Raw genomic sequence first — 17,477 nt, 5'->3', positions numbered from 1 at the left:
TGGAAAGGGAATTCAGCTGGCGTTGGCCAGCGGAGCGGTCTTTGCGCGCTTGAATGCTTCAATATCGCGGTATTGATCGGCGGGATGTTTTTGCGGCAGATACGGGCCTTGGCCAAACAGCTTTTCGCGTAGGGTTCCCGGCTTGTAGGCGGTGGGATAGGCCCCACGCTTTTGCAGTTCCGGGACAATGTAGTTGACCACATCCTCAAAACTGCCGGGCGTCACCGAATAGGCAATGTTGAAGCCATCCACATCGGTGTCCGCCACCCATTCTTGCAAAATATCGGCCACCTGATCAGGCGCGCCGACAAACACCGGACCCAGCCCGCCAATGCCGCCGAATTTTGCAAGCTCTTCAATGGTCCAGGATTTATCGCCTCCGGCGATATGCTCCACAAACGAATGGATGGCGTTGGTCTCCACCTTCTGGATCACATCGGTTGGGGCATATTGGCCAAAATCAATGCCGCTCCAGCCGGACATGAACACCAGCGCACCATCGTAAGAGACATATTGCCGGTAATCTTCGAACTTGGCCTTGGCCTTTGCCTCGGTCTCATCGGTAATGATTGTGATCAGCGTGTAGATTTTGAGGGCATTCGGATCACGCCCTGCGGCAGCGGCCTGCTGGCGAATCTCGGCCACATAGGCTTTCAGCACCGATTTGGTGGGCGCGGCTACAAACACGCATTCAGCATGTTCAGCGGCAAATTTCTTGCCTGGACCAGAAGCCCCCGCCTGATACAGCACCGGAGTGCGTTGCGGCGAAGGCTCCGTCAAACCATAGCCAGGAACATCAAAATGCTTGCCCTTATGGCCAATTTCATGAACCTTGGCCGGATCGGTAAAAACCCGCCCCTTTGGATCGCGGATGACTGCATCCTCTTCCCAACTACCTTCCAGCAGTTTGTAGATCACCTCAAGATATTCATTGGCAATCTCATAGCGGTTATCATGGCGCTTCAAGCCGGATTGGCCGACATTCTTGGCACCGCTCTCCAGATAGGAGGTCACAATGTTCCACCCTACCCGGCCCTTCGTATGGTGGTCCGCTGTCGCAAGCCGTCGTGCGAACGTATAAGGGTGCTCAAACGAGGTTGACGCCGTGATACCAATGCCCAGATGTTCTGTCGCCAAGGCAATGGGAGCCGCCAGTTGCAACGGATCGTTGACTGGAATTTGCGCGGCCTGCTGGATGGCGTGGAAATTGGAGCCTTTATAGACATCGTAATAGCCGATCACGTCAGCAATGAAGATGCCGTCAAAAATCCCGCGCTCCAAGGTACGCGCCAGATTCTGCCAGTAATCCAGATCCTTGTAGGTATAGGATCGGTCATCCGGATGCGCCCACAATCCAGGCGATTGGTGTCCGACGCAATTCATATCGAAGGCGTTGAAGTGAATTGTCCTGGTCATCGGCGCCGTCCTTTGCTGCAAACATGCCGAGGCAGCATCGCAGACATTGACGGTTATTGAAGTTAATCTATGTTTTTTATGCACTAAATGAAGGTATGTTTTTCTGTCTGGCTGGACCATCGAGAAAAACGCACTGCCAATGCGGAGGACTCGTCATGAGGGCACTGTAAACTTATCGCCTTGAACGCAACATCTTGGCGTGATGAATTAGTTCATGCGGCGTGAAGGCGCGCGATTTGGTGCCATGCTTGCATGGTTTCGGTTCGCAGTTCGCGATGGTGGGCGGATGGGATATCGTGGCGGGGAACGTTAAAGAGGTTGGCGATGGGATCATGGATGGAAACGAAACGCTGAAGATGTCGTGCTGACTTGAAGCGCTTCATGATCCTCTCCCGTCGTCGGACGGGCTGATGCGAGTTTTCTGCCCGATTGTTCAATCCTTTGTGAGAACGATGCTCAACGCCGTGCATGACCTCCCGCTTTGCTGCACCATAGGATCGTAGTTTGTCGGTAATCATCACACGCGGCGAGTGGCCTTGGGCTTTCAGGAGCTTGCGCATCATACGTTTGGCCGCCTTGGCATTGCGGCGGCTTTGCACCAACACGTCGAGAACAAAGCCGTCCTGATCAACGGCGCGCCAAAGCCAGTGTTTCTTGCCACCGATCGTGATGACAACCTCATCAAGATGCCATTTATCATCGAGCCTGCCGGCAGATCGCTTCCGGATATCGTTGGCAAAGTGTCAGCCGAATTTCTCAGCCCAGAGCCGCACGGTTTGATGAGAGACGATGACGCCACGCGCTGCCAGCAGATCCTCGACCATCCGCAGGCTAAGCGGAAACCGGAAATAGAGCCAAACAGCATGGGCAATCACATCGGCTGGAAATCGGTGGCGACGATAAAGTGGATCACGGCTACATCTGGTCATGCAGCCAGATCCCATATTTTGATCGATGTCCGGTTAACGTTATGATGCCGTCGCTATTCTTAACCGAATGCTCGCCTGCGGACGCCCGAAATCCGCTCAACGCCAAGCCTCGACGGGAGCAACCAAATAAGCGTCCCATCAAAGACTGAATGATCACCTGTCGCTGAACGATGCACCAACGCCTATCAGCTAACTTGCTATACAAATGGGGCCGCCAGATCAGCGGGCCTTTTCTATTTCATCGGCGGGTAGAATGTCGAAGGTTCGATGGAGTGCGGGTTGATATTGCTTGGCAACCGCATCAACACCAGCCGTGATTGAGATACGCCATGACGGACCTCGATCCCAAGCCTCGCGAAGAGCTTCAGCCAGGCTTGTCCCTTCGCCCGTTTCCTGCAATGCCTCGAACAGCATTCCAGCTTGCCGCAAATCCTTATCCTTCTTTGCCTTGCCCCCGGCATCATTCTGGCGACGACCGGCGACGATCAGTTTGTGGACGGCATACCGGCATGGATCGGGCACCACGACCGAGACACCGGCACCATGCAGCAAAATCGTTCGCACCGGGTCACGGATCAGGAAATCCATGAACCGCAGCGGTTCGGCCGCAGCCCCACCAAGTGCTGGCATCTGAGCCGGTTGGTCCGAATATTCTTCAGCTCCCCGATTTGTCGTTAGGAACTCGACCCGATAACCAGACGAATTTCGGAATGCATTAGAGTGAGGGGAACCGGAAATATGGGGTAGTGCTCGGAAGGACGGATCGACGCCCTGAAGGAGATCAAGGATTGGCGGAATCGAATCTTCGACCTCGCTGGAGATCGCATAATCTTGAGCGAGGTCCGCATCACCTGTGAGGATCGCTGCCATTGGCAATCTGATACCGAGATGGGCGGCGTAGCACTGGAATGCGACCGTGCCGACAAGGACACCTCGAAGCCGGAAAAGACCTGCCGCAGCAAGGGTTTCAACGACCGCACCAGTGAAGCGATCAGGAGCAACCAAACCAGCCTCACGAGTGAGAGCCGCCACTATCTTTCGGCGGTTCTGGTAATTGTCCTTTTCGCCTCGGAAGGTCTCGACCCGAGCCGTGATTTCCTCATCATCGACGGGCCCGACATATCGGCGTTTCTGACCGCCTTCTCCGTTCGGCTGATCGAAATACCAGTATGCGCGATTATCCACCGTCATCTTGACGAAACGTCCCGTTGGCGGAAAGTCGGCCGACCATTGCGCATCGAAAGACCGTTGCTGCAACTCCGCAACCATCGTCCGGAACATGAGATCGATTTGTTTCATCTGAAGGCGTCCTATAACATTTCCTCAAATCTAGTATAGCTTGTTGATTTTGGCAAATCTGATTAAATGTGGCGTTGGTGCATCGTTCAGCGACAGGTGATCATTCAGTCTTTGATGGGACGCTTATTTGGTTGCTCCCGTCGAGGCTTGGCGTTGAGCGGATTTCGGGCGTCCGCAGGCGAGCATTCGGTTAAGAATAGCGACACCGATCGCAGCGGCACTGTAAACTTATCGCCTTGAACGCAACATCTTGGCGTGATGAATTAGTTCATGCGGCGTGAAGGCGCGCGATTTGGTGCCATGCTTGCATGGCAGCTGTTCGCAGTTCGCGATGGTGGACGGATGGAATATCGTGGCGGGGAATGTGAAAAAGGTTGGTGATCGGGTCATGGATGGAAACGAAACGCTGAAGATGTCGTGTTGACTTGAAGCGCTTCATGATCCTCTCCCGTCGTCGGACGGGCTGATGCGAGTTTTCTGCCCGATTGTTCAATCCTTTGTGAGAACGATGCTCAAAGCCGTGCATGACCTCCCGCTTTGCTGCACCATAGGATCGTAGTTTGTCGGTAATCATCACACGCGGCGCACGGCCTTGGGCTTTCAGGAGCTTGCGCATCAAACGTTTTGCCGCCTTGGCATTGCGGCGGTTTTGCACCAGCACGTCGAGAACAAAGCCATCCTGATCAACGGCGCGCCAAAGCCAGTGTTTCCTTCCACCGATGGTGATGACAACCTCATCGAGATGCCATTTGTCACCGAGCCTGCCGGCTGAGCGCTTGCGGATATCATTGGCAAAATGTCTACCGAATTTCTCAGCCCAGAGCCGCACGGTTTGATGAGAGACGATGATGCCACGCGCTGCCAGCAGATCCTCGACCATCCGCAGGCTAAGCGGAAACCGGAAATACAGCCAAACTGCATGGGCAATCACCCCGCCGGGAAATCGGTGGCGACGATAAAGGGGATCACGGCTGGATCTGGTCATGCAGCCAGATCCCACATTTTGATCGATGTCCGGTTAACGTTACGATGCCTAACGGAGGCGTGGGGTCTCCTGACCGAAATAGATGCGTGCGTTGATGTCGAACGGCTTGTCGGTAGTGATCTCGCAAGCTGCTATTCCAACAAACCCCGGTTTGATGCGAAGATGTGGAGCCGATCGCAAAGCCGCCGGAAAAGCCATCGAATTTCATAAATACCCATCCATAAACCTATAGCCTATAAACTCCCATTCGCCTAAGTTAATATGAAGTAGGGGAGTGAACATGCTAATTGGCTACATGCGCGTTTCGACCAGTGAGCAAAATCTCGATCTTCAGCGCGACGGGCTGGAGCGTGCCGGGTGCGAGAAGATCTACGAGGATGTCTGCTCGGGGCGCTCCACCGAAAGACCTGGCCTTGCGAAGGCGCTTGAGATCAGCCGGGCGGGCGACGCGCTTGTGGTATGGAAGCTCGATCGCATCGGCCGCTCGCTTCCTCACGTGGTCGGTCTGGTGAGTGATCTACAAAAGCGCGGGATCGGGCTCAAGGTGCTAACCGGCGACGTGGACACGACCACCACGACCGGTAGGCTCGTCTTCGGTATCTTTGCGATGCTAGCGGAGTTCGAACGTGATCTCATATACGAACGCACCATGGCGGGACTGGCGGCGGCCCGTGCACGTGGGCGAGCCGGTGGACGCCCGCGTGTGATGACCCTGCAAAAACTCAAAGTGGCAATGGCGATGATGGCCGACCAGGACAATGCTGCGCGCGATGTCGCCGCACAGCTCGGCATGTCGTTGTCGACGCTCTATGCCTATGTCGATGCGAAAGGAAAGCCGCGCGAACGGGCCAACGAACTCCTCACCAAGCGCCGTGCGAAGCGCGAAACTGCCGCACAGGTTTAAAGACCATGCCGGTTGGTTTCCTGACCGAAAGCCAGGCCAGGGAGTATGGCCGCTTCACTGGAGAGCCGACGCCGGATCAACTGGCCCGCTATTTTCATCTCGACGACGTTGATTGCGCGTTCGTCGCCACGCACCGCGGCGACCACAATCGCCTGGGTGTTGCCGTTCAGCTCGGATCGCTACGCATGCTCGGGATTTTTCTCGAAAATCCGAGAGAGGTGCCGGACCCCGCCCTGCGCTTCACCGCCCACCAGCTTTCGCTCCCCGGCCATGAGGAACTGATCGCCGAATATGCACGAAGCGAGGGGCGCTGGCGACATGCAATCCGAATTCGCCAGCGCTATGGCTACCGAACCGACGCCGATCGCGGCGTCGGCTTCCGGCGCAACCGCTTCCTATATGCCCTGTGTTGGACAGGATCGGACCGACCTTCGGCTATATTTGACCGGGCGGTCGCCTGGCTGCTTGACGCCAAGGTTCTGCTTCCAGGCCTATCCGTTCTCGAACGCGCCGTGGCAAGGGTGCGGACGCGTGCGAACGCCCGTCTGCATCGCTTGCTGATCGAGGCATTGACGCCCGATCAGCGCGCGCGCCTCGACAATCTTGTGGAAGTTCCGGAGAGCCTGAGGCAGAGCCCGCTCGATCGACTGCGGGACGGGCCGTATATACAGAGCGGCCGGGAAATCAGCCGCGCGCTTGCACGTCTGGCAGAAATTCGTGCCATCACCAACGAGCTTCCCTCGACCGATCGGCTGCCGCCGGGCAAAGTTTCGTCTTTGGCGCGTTTCGCGGTCGCAGCAAAGGCACAAGCGGTTGCGCGTCTGCCACCCGATCGGCGCGCCGCCACGCTGTTAGCCTTCATCCAGACCCTGGAGGCATCAGCCGGAGATGATGTGATTGATCTGTTCGATGCAGTCACGACATCGATGTTCGCGCAAGCGGCGACGGCCTCGAAGGAGGCCAGGCTACGCTCTCTGCGGGACCTTGACGCCGCGGCACTGAAGCTCCGCGGCGGCCGAGCGCGTCGGGACGCTTGCCGAGCCCCATGACGACACCTATTTCACCGAACTCAGAAAGCATCCTCGCAAAATCGCCTATACGCCGGCGCTGCTTGCCGGTCTTGATCTCGGCGCAGCGCCAGCGGGTCGGTCATTGCTTGAAGCTGTCGAATATCTCCGCGTCGTGCATTCCGGCCGCAAGCGCTCAGGTCCGGTGCCAATCTCCTTTGCGCCGAAAGCATGGCAGGATCAGTTGAAGAACCCGGACGGTTCTCTGGACATGACCGGATACCGGCTCTGCGTTCTCGACGGGCTTCGCCGCGCAATCCGCCGACGCGACGTTTTCGGTCGCTTCGCTATGCCGACCCGAGAAAGGGTCTGCTATCGGGAGCGGTGTGGGAGGCCGCCCGACCTGCGATCTGCCGCACCGTTGGTGTATCGGCCTCGGCCGACGAGGAACTCGGCAAATTGGCGCGCAGGCTCGATCTCGCATACCGAGAAACAGCCGGGAGGGTGCCGGAGAACACGGCGGTGACGATCGTCAGCACCGCAGCCGGTCCCGACCTATCCGTAGAGCGCCTGGAAAAGATCGACGAGCCCGCGAGCCTGATCGCGCTCCGCATGGCAGTCGATGCCCGACTGCCCAGGCTCGATCTGCCTGAGCTGATCCTGGAAATGCACGCGCGGACGGGGTTTGCCGACCTCTTCACACATGCCAGTGAAGGCAGCGCCAGAGCCGAGGACATCGCGACAAGCGTTTGCGCCGTGCTTGTGGCGGAGGCGACCAACACCGGATTCGAACCATTGGTCCGTCTCGATGCGCCGGCGCTCAGACGGTCGCGGCTGAGCTGGGTCAAGCAGAATTTTCTGCGCGCCGAGACGCTGACAATCGCCAACGCCGCGCTCGTCGCGGCTCAGAACGCGGTACCGCTGGCAAGGCATTGGGGTGGTGGCGAAGTTGCTTCCGCCGACGGATTGCGTTTCGTCGTACCGGTCCGCACCATCCATTCCGGGCCAAATCCACGGTACTTCGGGCAGGAGAGCGGCATCACATGGTACAATCTTGCCTCCTACCAGTTCACCGGTCTCAATGCTGTGACCGTCCCCGGCACATTGCGCGACAGCCTCAATCTCCTCGCCGTCGTTCTCGAACAGGAGACCGAACTTCAGCCGACGGAGATCATGACCGACACTGCCGGGTATACAGACACGATTTTTGGAATATTCCACCTGCCGGGTTACCAGTTCAGCCCGCGCATCGCCGATGTCGGCGGCGCGAGGTTCTGGCGCGTCGATGGGAAAGTCCACTATGGCATACTCGACGAACTCGCCTCGAACAAAATCAATATGAAGCTGATTTTGGAGCACTGGGATGATCTGTTGCGCCTCGCCGGGTCGCTCTCTTGTCTGGCATCCCTAATCCAGTCCCGACCTTGGACGGTCAACCCGCAAGGGGTTCGCGAGCAAGCTGCGACCTCTCCGGCTACGCCGCCGAGATGACCGCGGCCAGGTCCGGATCAAACGGGCGCCATCGAGCGGGGATTGGCCCCGCCACCGGATGGAGCCTCACATGTCGGATCTCAGCCTCGCACAAAACCACGCACTCGATCTGGCTCTGTTGCAAAAATTCCGATGATGCTCAAAAAAGACTCTGGCAATTTTTAGCGAGATTTTTGATGGGCGATTTTAAGTGGCGTCATTTCCGGGGTGAAATCATTCTTTGGGCAGTTCGCTGGTATTGCCGCTATGGGGTGAGCTACCGTGATCTTGAACAGATGATGGCTGAAAGGGGCGTGCTGGTCGACCATTCCACGATCTATCGCTGTGTTCAGAAATTTGCGACCGAGATTGAAAAGCGGCTGCGCTGGCATTGGCGTCGCCCGCAATCGACGAGTTGGCGGGTCGATGAAACCTATGTGAAGGTTCGCGGCAAGTGGACCTATCTTTACCGGGCCGTCGATAAATTCGGCAGCACGATTGACTTCTATCTGTCGCCGACCCGCGCTTCCAAAGCGGCCAAGAGATTCCTGGGCAAGGCGCTGAACGGCCTGAAAGATTGGGAAAAGCCAACGGTCATCAACACCGACAAGGCACCAACCTATGGGATCGCGATCGCAGAACTGAAGGCCAATGGCAAATGGCAAATGGCAAATGACAAATGACAAATGACAAATGCCCAAAAGAGTTGGTCCATCGGCAGTCAAGTATCTGAACAATGTTGTCGAGGCCGATCATGGTAAGCGGAAACAACTGATCAGACCCGTGAGAGGATTCAAGACGCTGAAAACGGCCGATGCTACGATCAAGGGATTCGAGGTGATGCGGGCTTTACGCAAGGGGCAGGCTGCGATTTTCAACCTGACCGGCGATATCCGTGGTGAAGCTCGCATCGTTGAACGGGCTTTTGGCGTCGGACCGGGCGCTCTCACGGAAGCCGTGGCACTGCTCGCCCAGAATCTCGAAGGTCAGTCCGCTTGACAAAGTACATTAGGGAATTTCGTTGCTATTTGAAATCTTTGCAACAGAGCCGGAAATATCAACACCCCATTTTTGATTGGGAGCGGTTGCTGCGAAGTCCTGATTGATGATGTTAGGCGCAACCGGGAAGGCATGCTGGCTATCCGTGGTGCGTTTAAACCTCCGCCTCTGCCGGCCATGCAGGCCATTCTCGCGTATCAGCCGGGCGGTTCGCCTCTGGCCGATGGCAAAGCAGCTGTCCTGTAATTCCCGCGTCATGCGTGGGCTGCCATAGGTCTCGTGAGACAGGGCGTAGGCCGAGCGCACATGCGCCAGCATCACCATGTCCTCGGGCTGCGATGGCTTGCAGGCCGGTCTTTCCAGGCAAAGTAGCCGCTCTGGCTGACGCCCAGAACCTTGCAGAGACGGTATGCGGGGAATTCTTCTTTCGCCTGATCGGTGAACCGAAACTTCATCGGCTTCCTTCCTTGGCGAAAAAAGTTGCGGCACGCTTCAGTATCTCGCGCTCCTGCCGCAGGATTTCGTTCTCCCGGCGTAAACGCTTCAGTTCGGCCACCATGTCTTCCGTGGTCTTGGACCCTGTCGGCGCATCCATTGTCTGATCACGGCGACGACCGATCCAGCGCACCAGCGTTGATAGGCCGACGCCCAGGTCCTGGGTGATCTCGCGCTGAGACCGCCCGCTCGCCTGTGCCAGGCGCACAGCTTACGTCTCAAATTCCTTCGTAAAAATCCTCTGCTTCGGCATTCCGGTTCCCTTGCAACTCAAGAAAACCTCTACACTTTTCCGATGCAAGTCCAACACAGCCCGTTTCAACGGCGTCGGATTCACACCCTAATCATATTGGTATCCGTAGAATTGGTTTTTATAACAACCTTACCAGGGAAATCTTTATTTCCCTTCGCAACATCCATAATAAGCTGAGAAAATTTTTCGAATACTATCTCTTTCGAGATCAACTTTTCCAGAGGAAATTGAGTAGAGTATTCTGAGCGCAACCTAAAGCTTTCCTCATAGTCTTCTTTGTAGCACCCGTAGGCGCCAGCTATCTTAATTTCTTTTCCCATGTACTCCGTCTCACTAACTCCTTCTTGCCGTCGAATAGTGTCAATATCGACTTGGGTTGAGGGGAAACGGTCCCCCTTGCGCGTGCCACCATAGATATGCAGAATTCCTTGATGAGATGCGATATTCGCGGCGGCGAGTAAAATCTCTGCCGTCACAATGGTCGGAACAACAATGACGACATCAAATGTATCGCGGTGATTATCAATTTCTGTGAGGGGAAGAACTTCTTCCTTGGTTAAAAGCGCTTGGTCTTGCGCGAAGGTGCGCCGCATTTCACCACGATTGAACACAACAACCGAAGCGCCAAGATGCTTCGCGTACATCGCAAACATGATGCCTGAACAGCCAGCACCTATTATTCCGACCTTCTTTCCGTGGAACGACACAAGCTCTGTCAGTTCCAGTAGTTTCTTGGTCGCGTGCACAATACAGGCGAACGGTTCAGGCATCCAAACGTTTTGGAGAATATCAGGCTCAGGGACGCGCACGACGGCTTGGTCTAGTTGATCCGTTGTGCCTTGAATGAACACATATTCGGCAAACCCAGTAGTGCGAATGGGTGTGATATTCGGGTTGAATGTCACTAAATCACCTTTTTGAAATCCACTCTGAGTTCCCGCAAAAGACACAGAACCGACAAGCTCATGTCCGAACAATGGACCGCGATCAGTTGGAATATCGCGGGAGCCACCGATTTCTTTAACGTCAGCGCGACAAATGCCTATGTAATCAGGCCGTATTACAACGACGTCTTCAAGGAGCCTTTCCCTAGGAAAGGTTTTCTCGATGATGGTAACTGCTCCACTGACAAGCTCAGCAGTTGTGTAAGTGGATGGAAATTCCGTCATTTAAACTCCAAATAATCAAATCTGCTGCTAATTTGGTTTGGAAGGCGCGCGCCAGCGCGCCAAGCCGCTGAGCGTGGAGGTATTGTTACTCTGTCACGTCGTTGTGGTGATTGGTTTGTTGCGACGTTCCAAGTACCAAGACAAAAGTATGATAGCTAAACTTGTCGCAGCCAATGCAGATGCTGCCAGGAGGACTGCGCGTACACCGAACCCATGCCCAATGACCGCCCCACCCAACCAGGCACCCAGGCCATTACCCAGATTGAAGGCCGATACATTAACCGAAAGGGCCAATGTAGGCGCAGCCAAGGCGACAGATTGAATGCGGGCCTGGAGCGATGGAATAATAGAAAACCCAATAGCGCCGAAAAAGAATAGTGTGATGGCCGACAGAAGAGGCGTGACGCTGCTCAGCCAAAATACGGCCAGCACCAGGGTCAAGCTGGTCAAAACCACGGTGATGCCGCGCATAACGTTGCCGTCTGCAAGCCGACCGCCAGCAAAATTACCAATTACCGCACCAAGACCAAATACGACAAGCAACGCCGCTATGGCATTTGGGTTAAAATTGCTCACGTCGGTCAGGAGCGGTACAATATACGTTGATGCAGTGAAGACTGCGCCCTGAGCAAGTACAGTGGCCACCACTGCGAACTGGACATTTGAGTGGCCTAATACACTAAGTTCTTGGCGCAATGACCCTTTTTTTGCTTGTTTAGAGCGAGGTAAACTTGCGGGCATGAACATTGCTATCAGAGCAACAGTAACCACAGCGACCAAAATGATAGCGACAAATGTTGCACGCCAACCCAGATTTTGGCCGATAAATGCTCCCAATGGTGCGCCAGCGGCGTTTGCCATGTTGAAACCCAGAGCGATCTTTGCCATGGCGGACCCCTGCTTATCTGCGGGCGACAAACTTGCCGCGAGGTTAAACGCGACTGCGACGAATGTGCCGTGACTGAGGGAGGTGAATACGCGGGCCAACATCAACATACGATAATCAGGGGCAAATACGGAAGCAATGTTGCCGAGGACGAACAGTATCATCAATCCAAGCACGAGCATTTTGCGCGGCACGTTGGTGGTGAACAAGGTCACAAACGGGCCAACGATTGTGACTCCCAGTGCGTAGCCAGTGACGAGTAGACCGGCTTCAGGCACGGAGACAGAGAGATCGCTAGCCACGATCGGCAAAAGCCCGGAAACGACAATCTCTGCGGTACCAACGCAAAACACACCAAGCATTAATGCAAAGAGAATTATGGGCATAGGTATCCTCTAAATTCGAAAGAAACTGAAGGGTTTGAAATTCAAGCTGCAACCCTGGGAAAATGGTTCCGCGGATTGCCACCTTAATAAAATGAGCGTCAAAATTCGGAAATTACGACTGGCGACAGTGATAAGTAATAAAGCGGAATCGACATGTGATTTCCTGGTTTTACTTTGTTTAAGTGTTGAATCTGTTGGTTATTTTATTGAACAGATGCTTCAATTTTGTTCTGTGAAGCGGCCATGGAATTGTTCGATTGGGCGGCGAGTTGGTCCCGTAGCCAGCCTATATCCGCCGTGATGCGGTTCAATTCGCCATTGCGATAGTCGTTTTCCAGTATCATTGCATTAATGGGGACGCTTGATTGACGAAGTTCGGCGAGCGTGTTCAAGACGGCAGGGGCCGGTGCGCGTAGTGGCTGCTGATCGTTGGTATTTTTGATATGAACCTGTCTGGCCAAGGCTGCGCCGGCAGTGCGCAAAATGGCCACTGGATCCGCGCCTAGGTTCGAAATATTTCCGGTATCGAGTACAACTCGAAAATTTGACGAGTCCACCAATGCCATCAAAGTGCGTAGTTGTTTTGGCGCCAACACATTTTCGGTCGCTAAGAGTATTTTCCGTTGGCTTGCTTCGTCACATGCCCATCGCAAGATCTCCGCCGTCCTTGTCAACGTCGGTGGATCGGTGATGGCGCTGCGCCGGAAACTTGGAAGAAAAACAAGATCAACGCCGAGTTCAGCCGCCACATTCAATGCGCGGATAATCACGTTTCGGACATCGTTGGCTAAACTGGTGCCCTCCTTTGCCGTCAACCCGAGATCATTGAGTACGTTGGCAGAGATAGCCAATGGCACCAGCCCCGAACCAGCCAGTGTCAATTGGAGTTCATGCAGCCGCTTTGGCTCGTCCAACCACGGTGCGCGACGAGGACCGCCTAGGTCGAGTTGAATGCCATCCACGCCAAGCTGCGCAGCAAGCATCACAGCAAGTGGGCCGCTTACGGGTAATCGCCAATCAACCAGGCCAACGCGAACGGCACTCACATGCGGCTCCGATCAGTTTGCGATGTGGGGACGCCTTTTCTCACAGAATGCCAGCTACCATCACCCTCTACGATGAGACTATCACCATGATAATGCTCGCCCACAGTCTCGGCCAATTCAACGGCGATTGACCTGAAGCAATCGGGGCGCATGTATTCGGAGTAGTCGAAGTCGGCGGGACGGCGACGGCGAATACCTGGCGAGTCAACCATGCCTGCTGGCAACACGGATACGATACGGACTTCGTCCGGATTTTCCTCCTGATAAACCGACTCAAGTAACGATGCGCATCCCGTCTTCGTCGCTGCATAGCCAGCACGCCCTGGGCCACCGTTGAAAACGACCTCTGAAGAGACATTTAAAAATAAACCCGGCCCAGACTTACGCAGTGCGGGTAACGTCGTTGCCAACGTTAGCCACATTCCGTTGAGGTTTACCTCAAGCTGTTGACGCCATTGGGATAATGGCGTCTCGGAAAATCGCGTGCGTCGATCACCATAATGCACTGCAGCAAAACTAACCGCATGCAACGGCTCTCTACTTGCCTCCTCCAGCACTGAAATGGCTGATACTTGGTCTGCTAAGTCGATAGCTGACCAACGTAACTTGCCCTGCTCTCTCGGTCGCGATCGGCTAAGCACAAGGACATCCATGCCAGCTTCGGACCAAGCATCAGCGATAGCTCTGCCAATACCGGTAGAGCCACCGACAACAAGGCCTCGACGACCTGTTAGCGAAGTCATAGGTCACCTCTTAGTCTGCGTTGTTTCGGTTCGATTTGCACCGCCAATTTGATAAGTCGGCGACCATTTACGATGCGGTCTCGGGACGTCGCCAGCTGTTGCATGATAGTCGCGGCCTCGTCCAACGTGGCGACATGTGTAATGAGTTCTTGATAGCGTGATGGGAACTCAGCCAATTCGGCAACGGCACCTTTGAGATGCCGGTTGGCGACGCCTCTGTGACCCATGAGGGATACTGTCTTGCCGGTAATTGTTGACAGGCTGAACCTTAGGGGTGGGTTTGGCGCACCTGCACAATTCGCAGCACGGATCACATTAAGGTCTACCTCCGGCAATAACGGGCTCGCCGCGTTTGGTGGCAAGCCTCCGAGTAAGTTAATTGCAAGCTCGCCACGTATATTTTGAAGTGCCGTATCAAGGCATAACAAGGTTGCATCTCTTGGTGTCGCGAGGAGGACCGCCACTCGCGCATTCGAAGGGAGGTTCGCCAGATATTGTGCTCCCGCTTTGTCGTGTAATATGCGATGAACAGTGGAAACGGCATGGTTGGCGCTCCATTCGATCCCCCTCGCCGTGTGGTGCACTTGCACGATACGCGCGTCCGCGCCCAGTATGTCGGTAGCGGCACGTGCTGCAATTTGCCCAATCACACCGTCGCCGAAAATAACGATTGTATCCGGCTTGTGCTCTGCGAGAAGGTGCAGCGCATAATGAACAACTGCCAATGGCTCAATTAATGTCGCAATTTCAGCGTTCATGGCTTCGCTAAGAGGGAGTACCAGCCCACCCAGCACCGCAGTGCTGGGGATAAGCACCCGCTCCTGCAACAAGCCTTCGACATTGTGACCAAGAAGGAAGGATGGATCATCACGGTGAGTAGGGTTAATACAGACGAGAGTTCCCGGAGTGATCCATTCAGGTGCATCATTGCCAACTGCGACAACCCTGCACACCCCTTCGTGCCCAATAACAGGCGTGGGGTCGGAACGAAGTCCTCGCAACATCTGGATATCAGTGCCGCATAACCCCACGTGGAGTGGAGCCACCAGCAGTTCGTGGTCGTTTGGGGTAGATGTTTGGCGATCCAATACAGAGGTTGTGCCATTTGCCCTGACCACTGCGCGATGAGAAGCTGTCATTGCGCGCCCGCCATCTGCGCGGCAATTCCTGCACCAAAAAGACAATCCGCATCCCAGACGACAATCCGGTCCGCGACCCAATTCGGATTATACTTGCTGGTCAGATAGAGACCTTGATTGCTAAGATGTTGTAAAATTGCATTTCTGTAGTGGTCGCCGAGCGCCACTGCGACACCACCAGTCAACACAATCCGGTCCAGATCTGGGTCTAGACAAAGCGCGGTTCGCAGGACATCTGCGACGGGCGCGGTCACCACGGCAAGCAAATTCGTAGCCAAGCTGTCTCCAGCGATGACGGAAGCCTTGAATGCATGCTCCCAGGATGCGCCATCCTGTATATGGAGGGCAAGCAACGACCTATCCCAATCCTGTGGGTATTGTTCCCGCAGGATATTTGCCACCCGTTCGATGCCAGGGCCTGACGAATAGGCCGCGAGGTGGCCCTGTTTGCCACAATCGCAGTTCAGGACAAATGGCTGAGCGAAGAGATTTGCAGACGCTGGTAAGTGACCGATCTCTCCCTGTAATCCATTGGCATCAAGGGGAATCCGCATTGTGGAACGATCAATCGTGCGGGCCGCAATCCCGGTGCTTATCGTTGCCAACATGACCTTTCGATCTTGCCGGCAAAGGGGCAATGACGCAACATGCAGCAACGCTGCGGTCACATCGTTTACCACATGCCATTGAACATCTGGTCTTCTATCAGACAAGGCAGCGGATAAATGGAGAGGCGCGTCATAGTCACCCCATAATGGCGCAGAAGCATACACCGTTCCGTTCAGTTGATTTAAGGCCGCGCCAAACGAAATCGCTACCACCGAATTCGGCTGATCTGGCGCAAGCTCACAAATCGAGTTAATCAGCCGCTCCTGAAGCTGAAGTCCTGACAACTCGGGGTGACGACGAAAATTGGGCGCGGGGGAACTGCGTCGATCATAAACACCTCCCGCCGGACTCCACTTCGCCCAACGGACGTGGGTTCCCCCCACGTCTATCACTGTGGCTGTGCGCGTCATACTGTGATCGCTTGGCTGAACATATGCTGACGCTCATCAAGAAATTCAAGCGCCGCAGCCAACTCGGCAGAGGTCAGATCGTTAACGAACGTGACCGCGCCGAGGCCATCAGTCAATGGTATTCTTTGTTGGCCATCGCGGTGCTTCACCGTATCGGACAGAGCCTTTTCAAGCAATTCATGCTTGAAAGATGGATGCCTCACGGGCAAGCCGGATTTGGCTATAAGCGCAATGGCTCTGTTGGCTTCTTCCTCGCTGAGGAGTGACCTACCTCTCGCCAACGCGATGCACAGGGCCATATCAACGGCAACTGCTTCACCGTGCAGGAGTTCCGGTGTTGCTATAAGTTCCAACGATGGGCTGAAAGTATGGCCATAATCAACACAACGCGACAATTCAGCTTCCCAAAGATTTGGCTCAAGCTCTTCTAGCATCCCGACAATTGAGCGAGATATAATTTCTTTAATTATGGCATTATCGGAGGAAAATAGCTCGGCTGTCATCTCAGATGAGAGATTGTCGAGCAATTCAAACAAAGCAAAGTCTTTGATGAGTGCCATTTTAATAATTTCAGCGACGCCATTTGAGATATGACGCTTGCTCAGGCTACGTAAAAAACTGGTATCGATAAGAGCTGAAGACGGCGCAAAATAGGTACCAAGTCGATTCTTGTGGTCTCCGTGATTAACGCCTGTCTTTATTCCTATTCCGGCGTCAATCTGCCCCATGAGCGTTGTCGGGATTCGAACATAAGGAATGCCTCGCCTATAAAGACTGGATGCGAAGCCAACAACATCCAAGAGAACACCGCCACCAATTCCGATGACTACCTCACCACGCCGCAACAGTCCGGCCTCGGCCATCGCCTCAGCAACGGTAATTGCGGCATCCATATTCTTGTTAATTTCATCGCCGATAATGATCTTCCAGCGAATATCAAAATTCCAATTGCTGAAGTAATTTTTAAATTCTTCCCCATATAAATTATAAACTAATTCGTCAATTACGACCAATCGTTTTGTCTTTTCTCCAGATTTTACGTACTTATGGCACGCATGGGCCAGAGATGGATTGTTTGGATTTAGAATTTCGTTCACAATGGAGACACTATATTTGACATCTTGGGTCGCATGCATACGCCAAGTAATATCGCTATGCTTTGCTAGGGGTAAATTGAGATCCTTGGAAATTGCGCTAGACGTTTGGATGTTCATTTGCACCTCTTAAAGATCAATCCTGAAATTCTTTAATTTAATTGTATGTTAGCGTACAGGAATATGCATGCCGCGCATTGCATTGAAATTGAGAGCCTGAAACCAAGATACACTCTTT

12 protein-coding genes and 4 pseudogenes are annotated in these 17,477 nt (G+C 54.4%); 4 read left to right on the top strand and 12 right to left on the bottom strand.

Annotated features, from left to right (window positions below; genetic code table 11):
• Positions 1-12: 12 nt before the first annotated feature.
• The 4 genes and pseudogenes from FS819_RS19190 to FS819_RS19175 form a co-directional block, all read right to left on the bottom strand.
• Positions 13-1,416, bottom strand: coding sequence for an LLM class flavin-dependent oxidoreductase (locus FS819_RS19190; protein WP_156547193.1), 1,404 nt, complete (start codon positions 1,414-1,416; stop codon positions 13-15).
• A 212-nt stretch (positions 1,417-1,628) separates the two neighbouring features.
• A pseudogene (locus FS819_RS19185) lies at positions 1,629-2,345 on the bottom strand (IS6 family transposase).
• A gap of 219 nt (positions 2,346-2,564) precedes the next feature.
• Positions 2,565-3,644 (bottom strand): nucleotidyltransferase family protein, encoded by a 1,080-nt coding sequence (locus FS819_RS19180; RefSeq protein ID WP_156547191.1) that lies wholly within the window; start codon positions 3,642-3,644, stop codon positions 2,565-2,567.
• Between the two features lie 268 nt (positions 3,645-3,912).
• Positions 3,913-4,629, bottom strand: a complete 717-nt coding sequence (locus FS819_RS19175) for an IS6 family transposase (protein WP_156547189.1) — start codon at positions 4,627-4,629, stop codon at positions 3,913-3,915.
• A gap of 280 nt (positions 4,630-4,909) precedes the next feature.
• On the opposite strand from FS819_RS19175, the gene FS819_RS19170 reads away from it, so the two are divergent.
• The 4 genes and pseudogenes from FS819_RS19170 (at position 4,910) to FS819_RS19155 (ending at position 9,009) form a co-directional block, all read left to right on the top strand.
• Positions 4,910-5,533, top strand: a complete 624-nt coding sequence (locus FS819_RS19170) for a recombinase family protein (protein WP_156547187.1) — start codon at positions 4,910-4,912, stop codon at positions 5,531-5,533.
• 5 nt (positions 5,534-5,538) lie between these two features.
• Positions 5,539-6,582, top strand: a complete 1,044-nt coding sequence (locus tag FS819_RS19165; RefSeq protein ID WP_234625129.1) for a DUF4158 domain-containing protein — start codon at positions 5,539-5,541, stop codon at positions 6,580-6,582.
• 189 nt (positions 6,583-6,771) lie between these two features.
• Positions 6,772-7,932: pseudogene (locus tag FS819_RS19160) on the top strand (Tn3 family transposase); the annotation flags it as partial.
• A gap of 275 nt (positions 7,933-8,207) precedes the next feature.
• Positions 8,208-9,009 (top strand): annotated as a pseudogene (locus FS819_RS19155) (IS6 family transposase).
• 51 nt (positions 9,010-9,060) lie between these two features.
• On the opposite strand, the pseudogene FS819_RS19150 reads toward FS819_RS19155, so the two are convergent.
• The 8 genes and pseudogenes from FS819_RS19150 to FS819_RS19115 all read right to left on the bottom strand — a co-directional run.
• Positions 9,061-9,712 (bottom strand): annotated as a pseudogene (locus tag FS819_RS19150) (IS3 family transposase); the annotation flags it as partial.
• A 125-nt stretch (positions 9,713-9,837) separates the two neighbouring features.
• Positions 9,838-10,926, bottom strand: a complete 1,089-nt coding sequence (locus FS819_RS19145) for an MDR/zinc-dependent alcohol dehydrogenase-like family protein (RefSeq protein ID WP_156547180.1) — start codon at positions 10,924-10,926, stop codon at positions 9,838-9,840.
• Positions 10,927-11,019: 93 nt separating this feature from the next.
• Positions 11,020-12,198: an MFS transporter gene (locus tag FS819_RS19140; protein ID WP_156547178.1), complete on the bottom strand. Its 1,179-nt coding sequence runs from the start codon at positions 12,196-12,198 to the stop codon at positions 11,020-11,022.
• A gap of 203 nt (positions 12,199-12,401) precedes the next feature.
• Positions 12,402-13,244 (bottom strand): sugar phosphate isomerase/epimerase family protein, encoded by an 843-nt coding sequence (locus FS819_RS19135; protein WP_141748660.1) that lies wholly within the window; start codon positions 13,242-13,244, stop codon positions 12,402-12,404.
• Complete coding sequence (locus tag FS819_RS19130) at positions 13,241-13,987, bottom strand: SDR family NAD(P)-dependent oxidoreductase (RefSeq protein WP_081341718.1); 747 nt, start codon at positions 13,985-13,987, stop codon at positions 13,241-13,243. The genes FS819_RS19135 and FS819_RS19130 overlap by 4 nt, the downstream gene beginning before the upstream one ends.
• Complete coding sequence (locus FS819_RS19125; protein WP_156547176.1) at positions 13,984-15,126, bottom strand: alcohol dehydrogenase catalytic domain-containing protein; 1,143 nt, start codon at positions 15,124-15,126, stop codon at positions 13,984-13,986. The genes FS819_RS19130 and FS819_RS19125 overlap by 4 nt, the downstream gene beginning before the upstream one ends.
• Positions 15,123-16,145 carry an ROK family protein gene (locus tag FS819_RS19120; RefSeq protein WP_156547174.1) on the bottom strand — a complete coding sequence of 341 codons (1,023 nt, stop codon included), beginning with the start codon at positions 16,143-16,145 and terminating at the stop codon, positions 15,123-15,125. Before FS819_RS19120 ends, FS819_RS19125 begins: the two co-directional genes overlap by 4 nt.
• Complete coding sequence (locus tag FS819_RS19115) at positions 16,142-17,359, bottom strand: sedoheptulose 7-phosphate cyclase (RefSeq protein ID WP_197434035.1); 1,218 nt, start codon at positions 17,357-17,359, stop codon at positions 16,142-16,144. Before FS819_RS19115 ends, FS819_RS19120 begins: the two co-directional genes overlap by 4 nt.
• Positions 17,360-17,477: the final 118 nt, after the last annotated feature.

The sequence above is a fragment of the Allorhizobium sp. Av2 genome (genome assembly GCF_021462805.2).
GTDB classification, from domain to species: Bacteria; Pseudomonadota; Alphaproteobacteria; order Rhizobiales; family Rhizobiaceae; genus Allorhizobium; species Allorhizobium vitis_G.
Note: the sequence above shows the minus strand (reverse complement) of the source record. Positions and strands in the feature narration are given on the sequence as shown.

Excerpts from the sequence above, each read along its gene's own strand:
- FS819_RS19190 (WP_156547193.1), bottom strand. The coding sequence starts at position 1,416 with ATGACCAGGACAATTCACTTCAACGCCTTCGATATGAATTGCGTCGGA.
- FS819_RS19180 (WP_156547191.1), bottom strand. The coding sequence starts at position 3,644 with ATGAAACAAATCGATCTCATGTTCCGGACGATGGTTGCGGAGTTGCAG.
- FS819_RS19175 (WP_156547189.1), bottom strand. The coding sequence starts at position 4,629 with ATGACCAGATCCAGCCGTGATCCCCTTTATCGTCGCCACCGATTTCCC.
- FS819_RS19170 (WP_156547187.1), top strand. The coding sequence starts at position 4,910 with ATGCTAATTGGCTACATGCGCGTTTCGACCAGTGAGCAAAATCTCGAT.
- FS819_RS19165 (WP_234625129.1), top strand. The coding sequence starts at position 5,539 with ATGCCGGTTGGTTTCCTGACCGAAAGCCAGGCCAGGGAGTATGGCCGC.
- FS819_RS19145 (WP_156547180.1), bottom strand. The coding sequence starts at position 10,926 with ATGACGGAATTTCCATCCACTTACACAACTGCTGAGCTTGTCAGTGGA.
- FS819_RS19140 (WP_156547178.1), bottom strand. The coding sequence starts at position 12,198 with ATGCCCATAATTCTCTTTGCATTAATGCTTGGTGTGTTTTGCGTTGGT.
- FS819_RS19130 (WP_081341718.1), bottom strand. The coding sequence starts at position 13,987 with ATGACTTCGCTAACAGGTCGTCGAGGCCTTGTTGTCGGTGGCTCTACC.
- FS819_RS19125 (WP_156547176.1), bottom strand. The coding sequence starts at position 15,126 with ATGACAGCTTCTCATCGCGCAGTGGTCAGGGCAAATGGCACAACCTCT.
- FS819_RS19120 (WP_156547174.1), bottom strand. The coding sequence starts at position 16,145 with ATGACGCGCACAGCCACAGTGATAGACGTGGGGGGAACCCACGTCCGT.
- FS819_RS19115 (WP_197434035.1), bottom strand. The coding sequence starts at position 17,359 with ATGAACATCCAAACGTCTAGCGCAATTTCCAAGGATCTCAATTTACCC.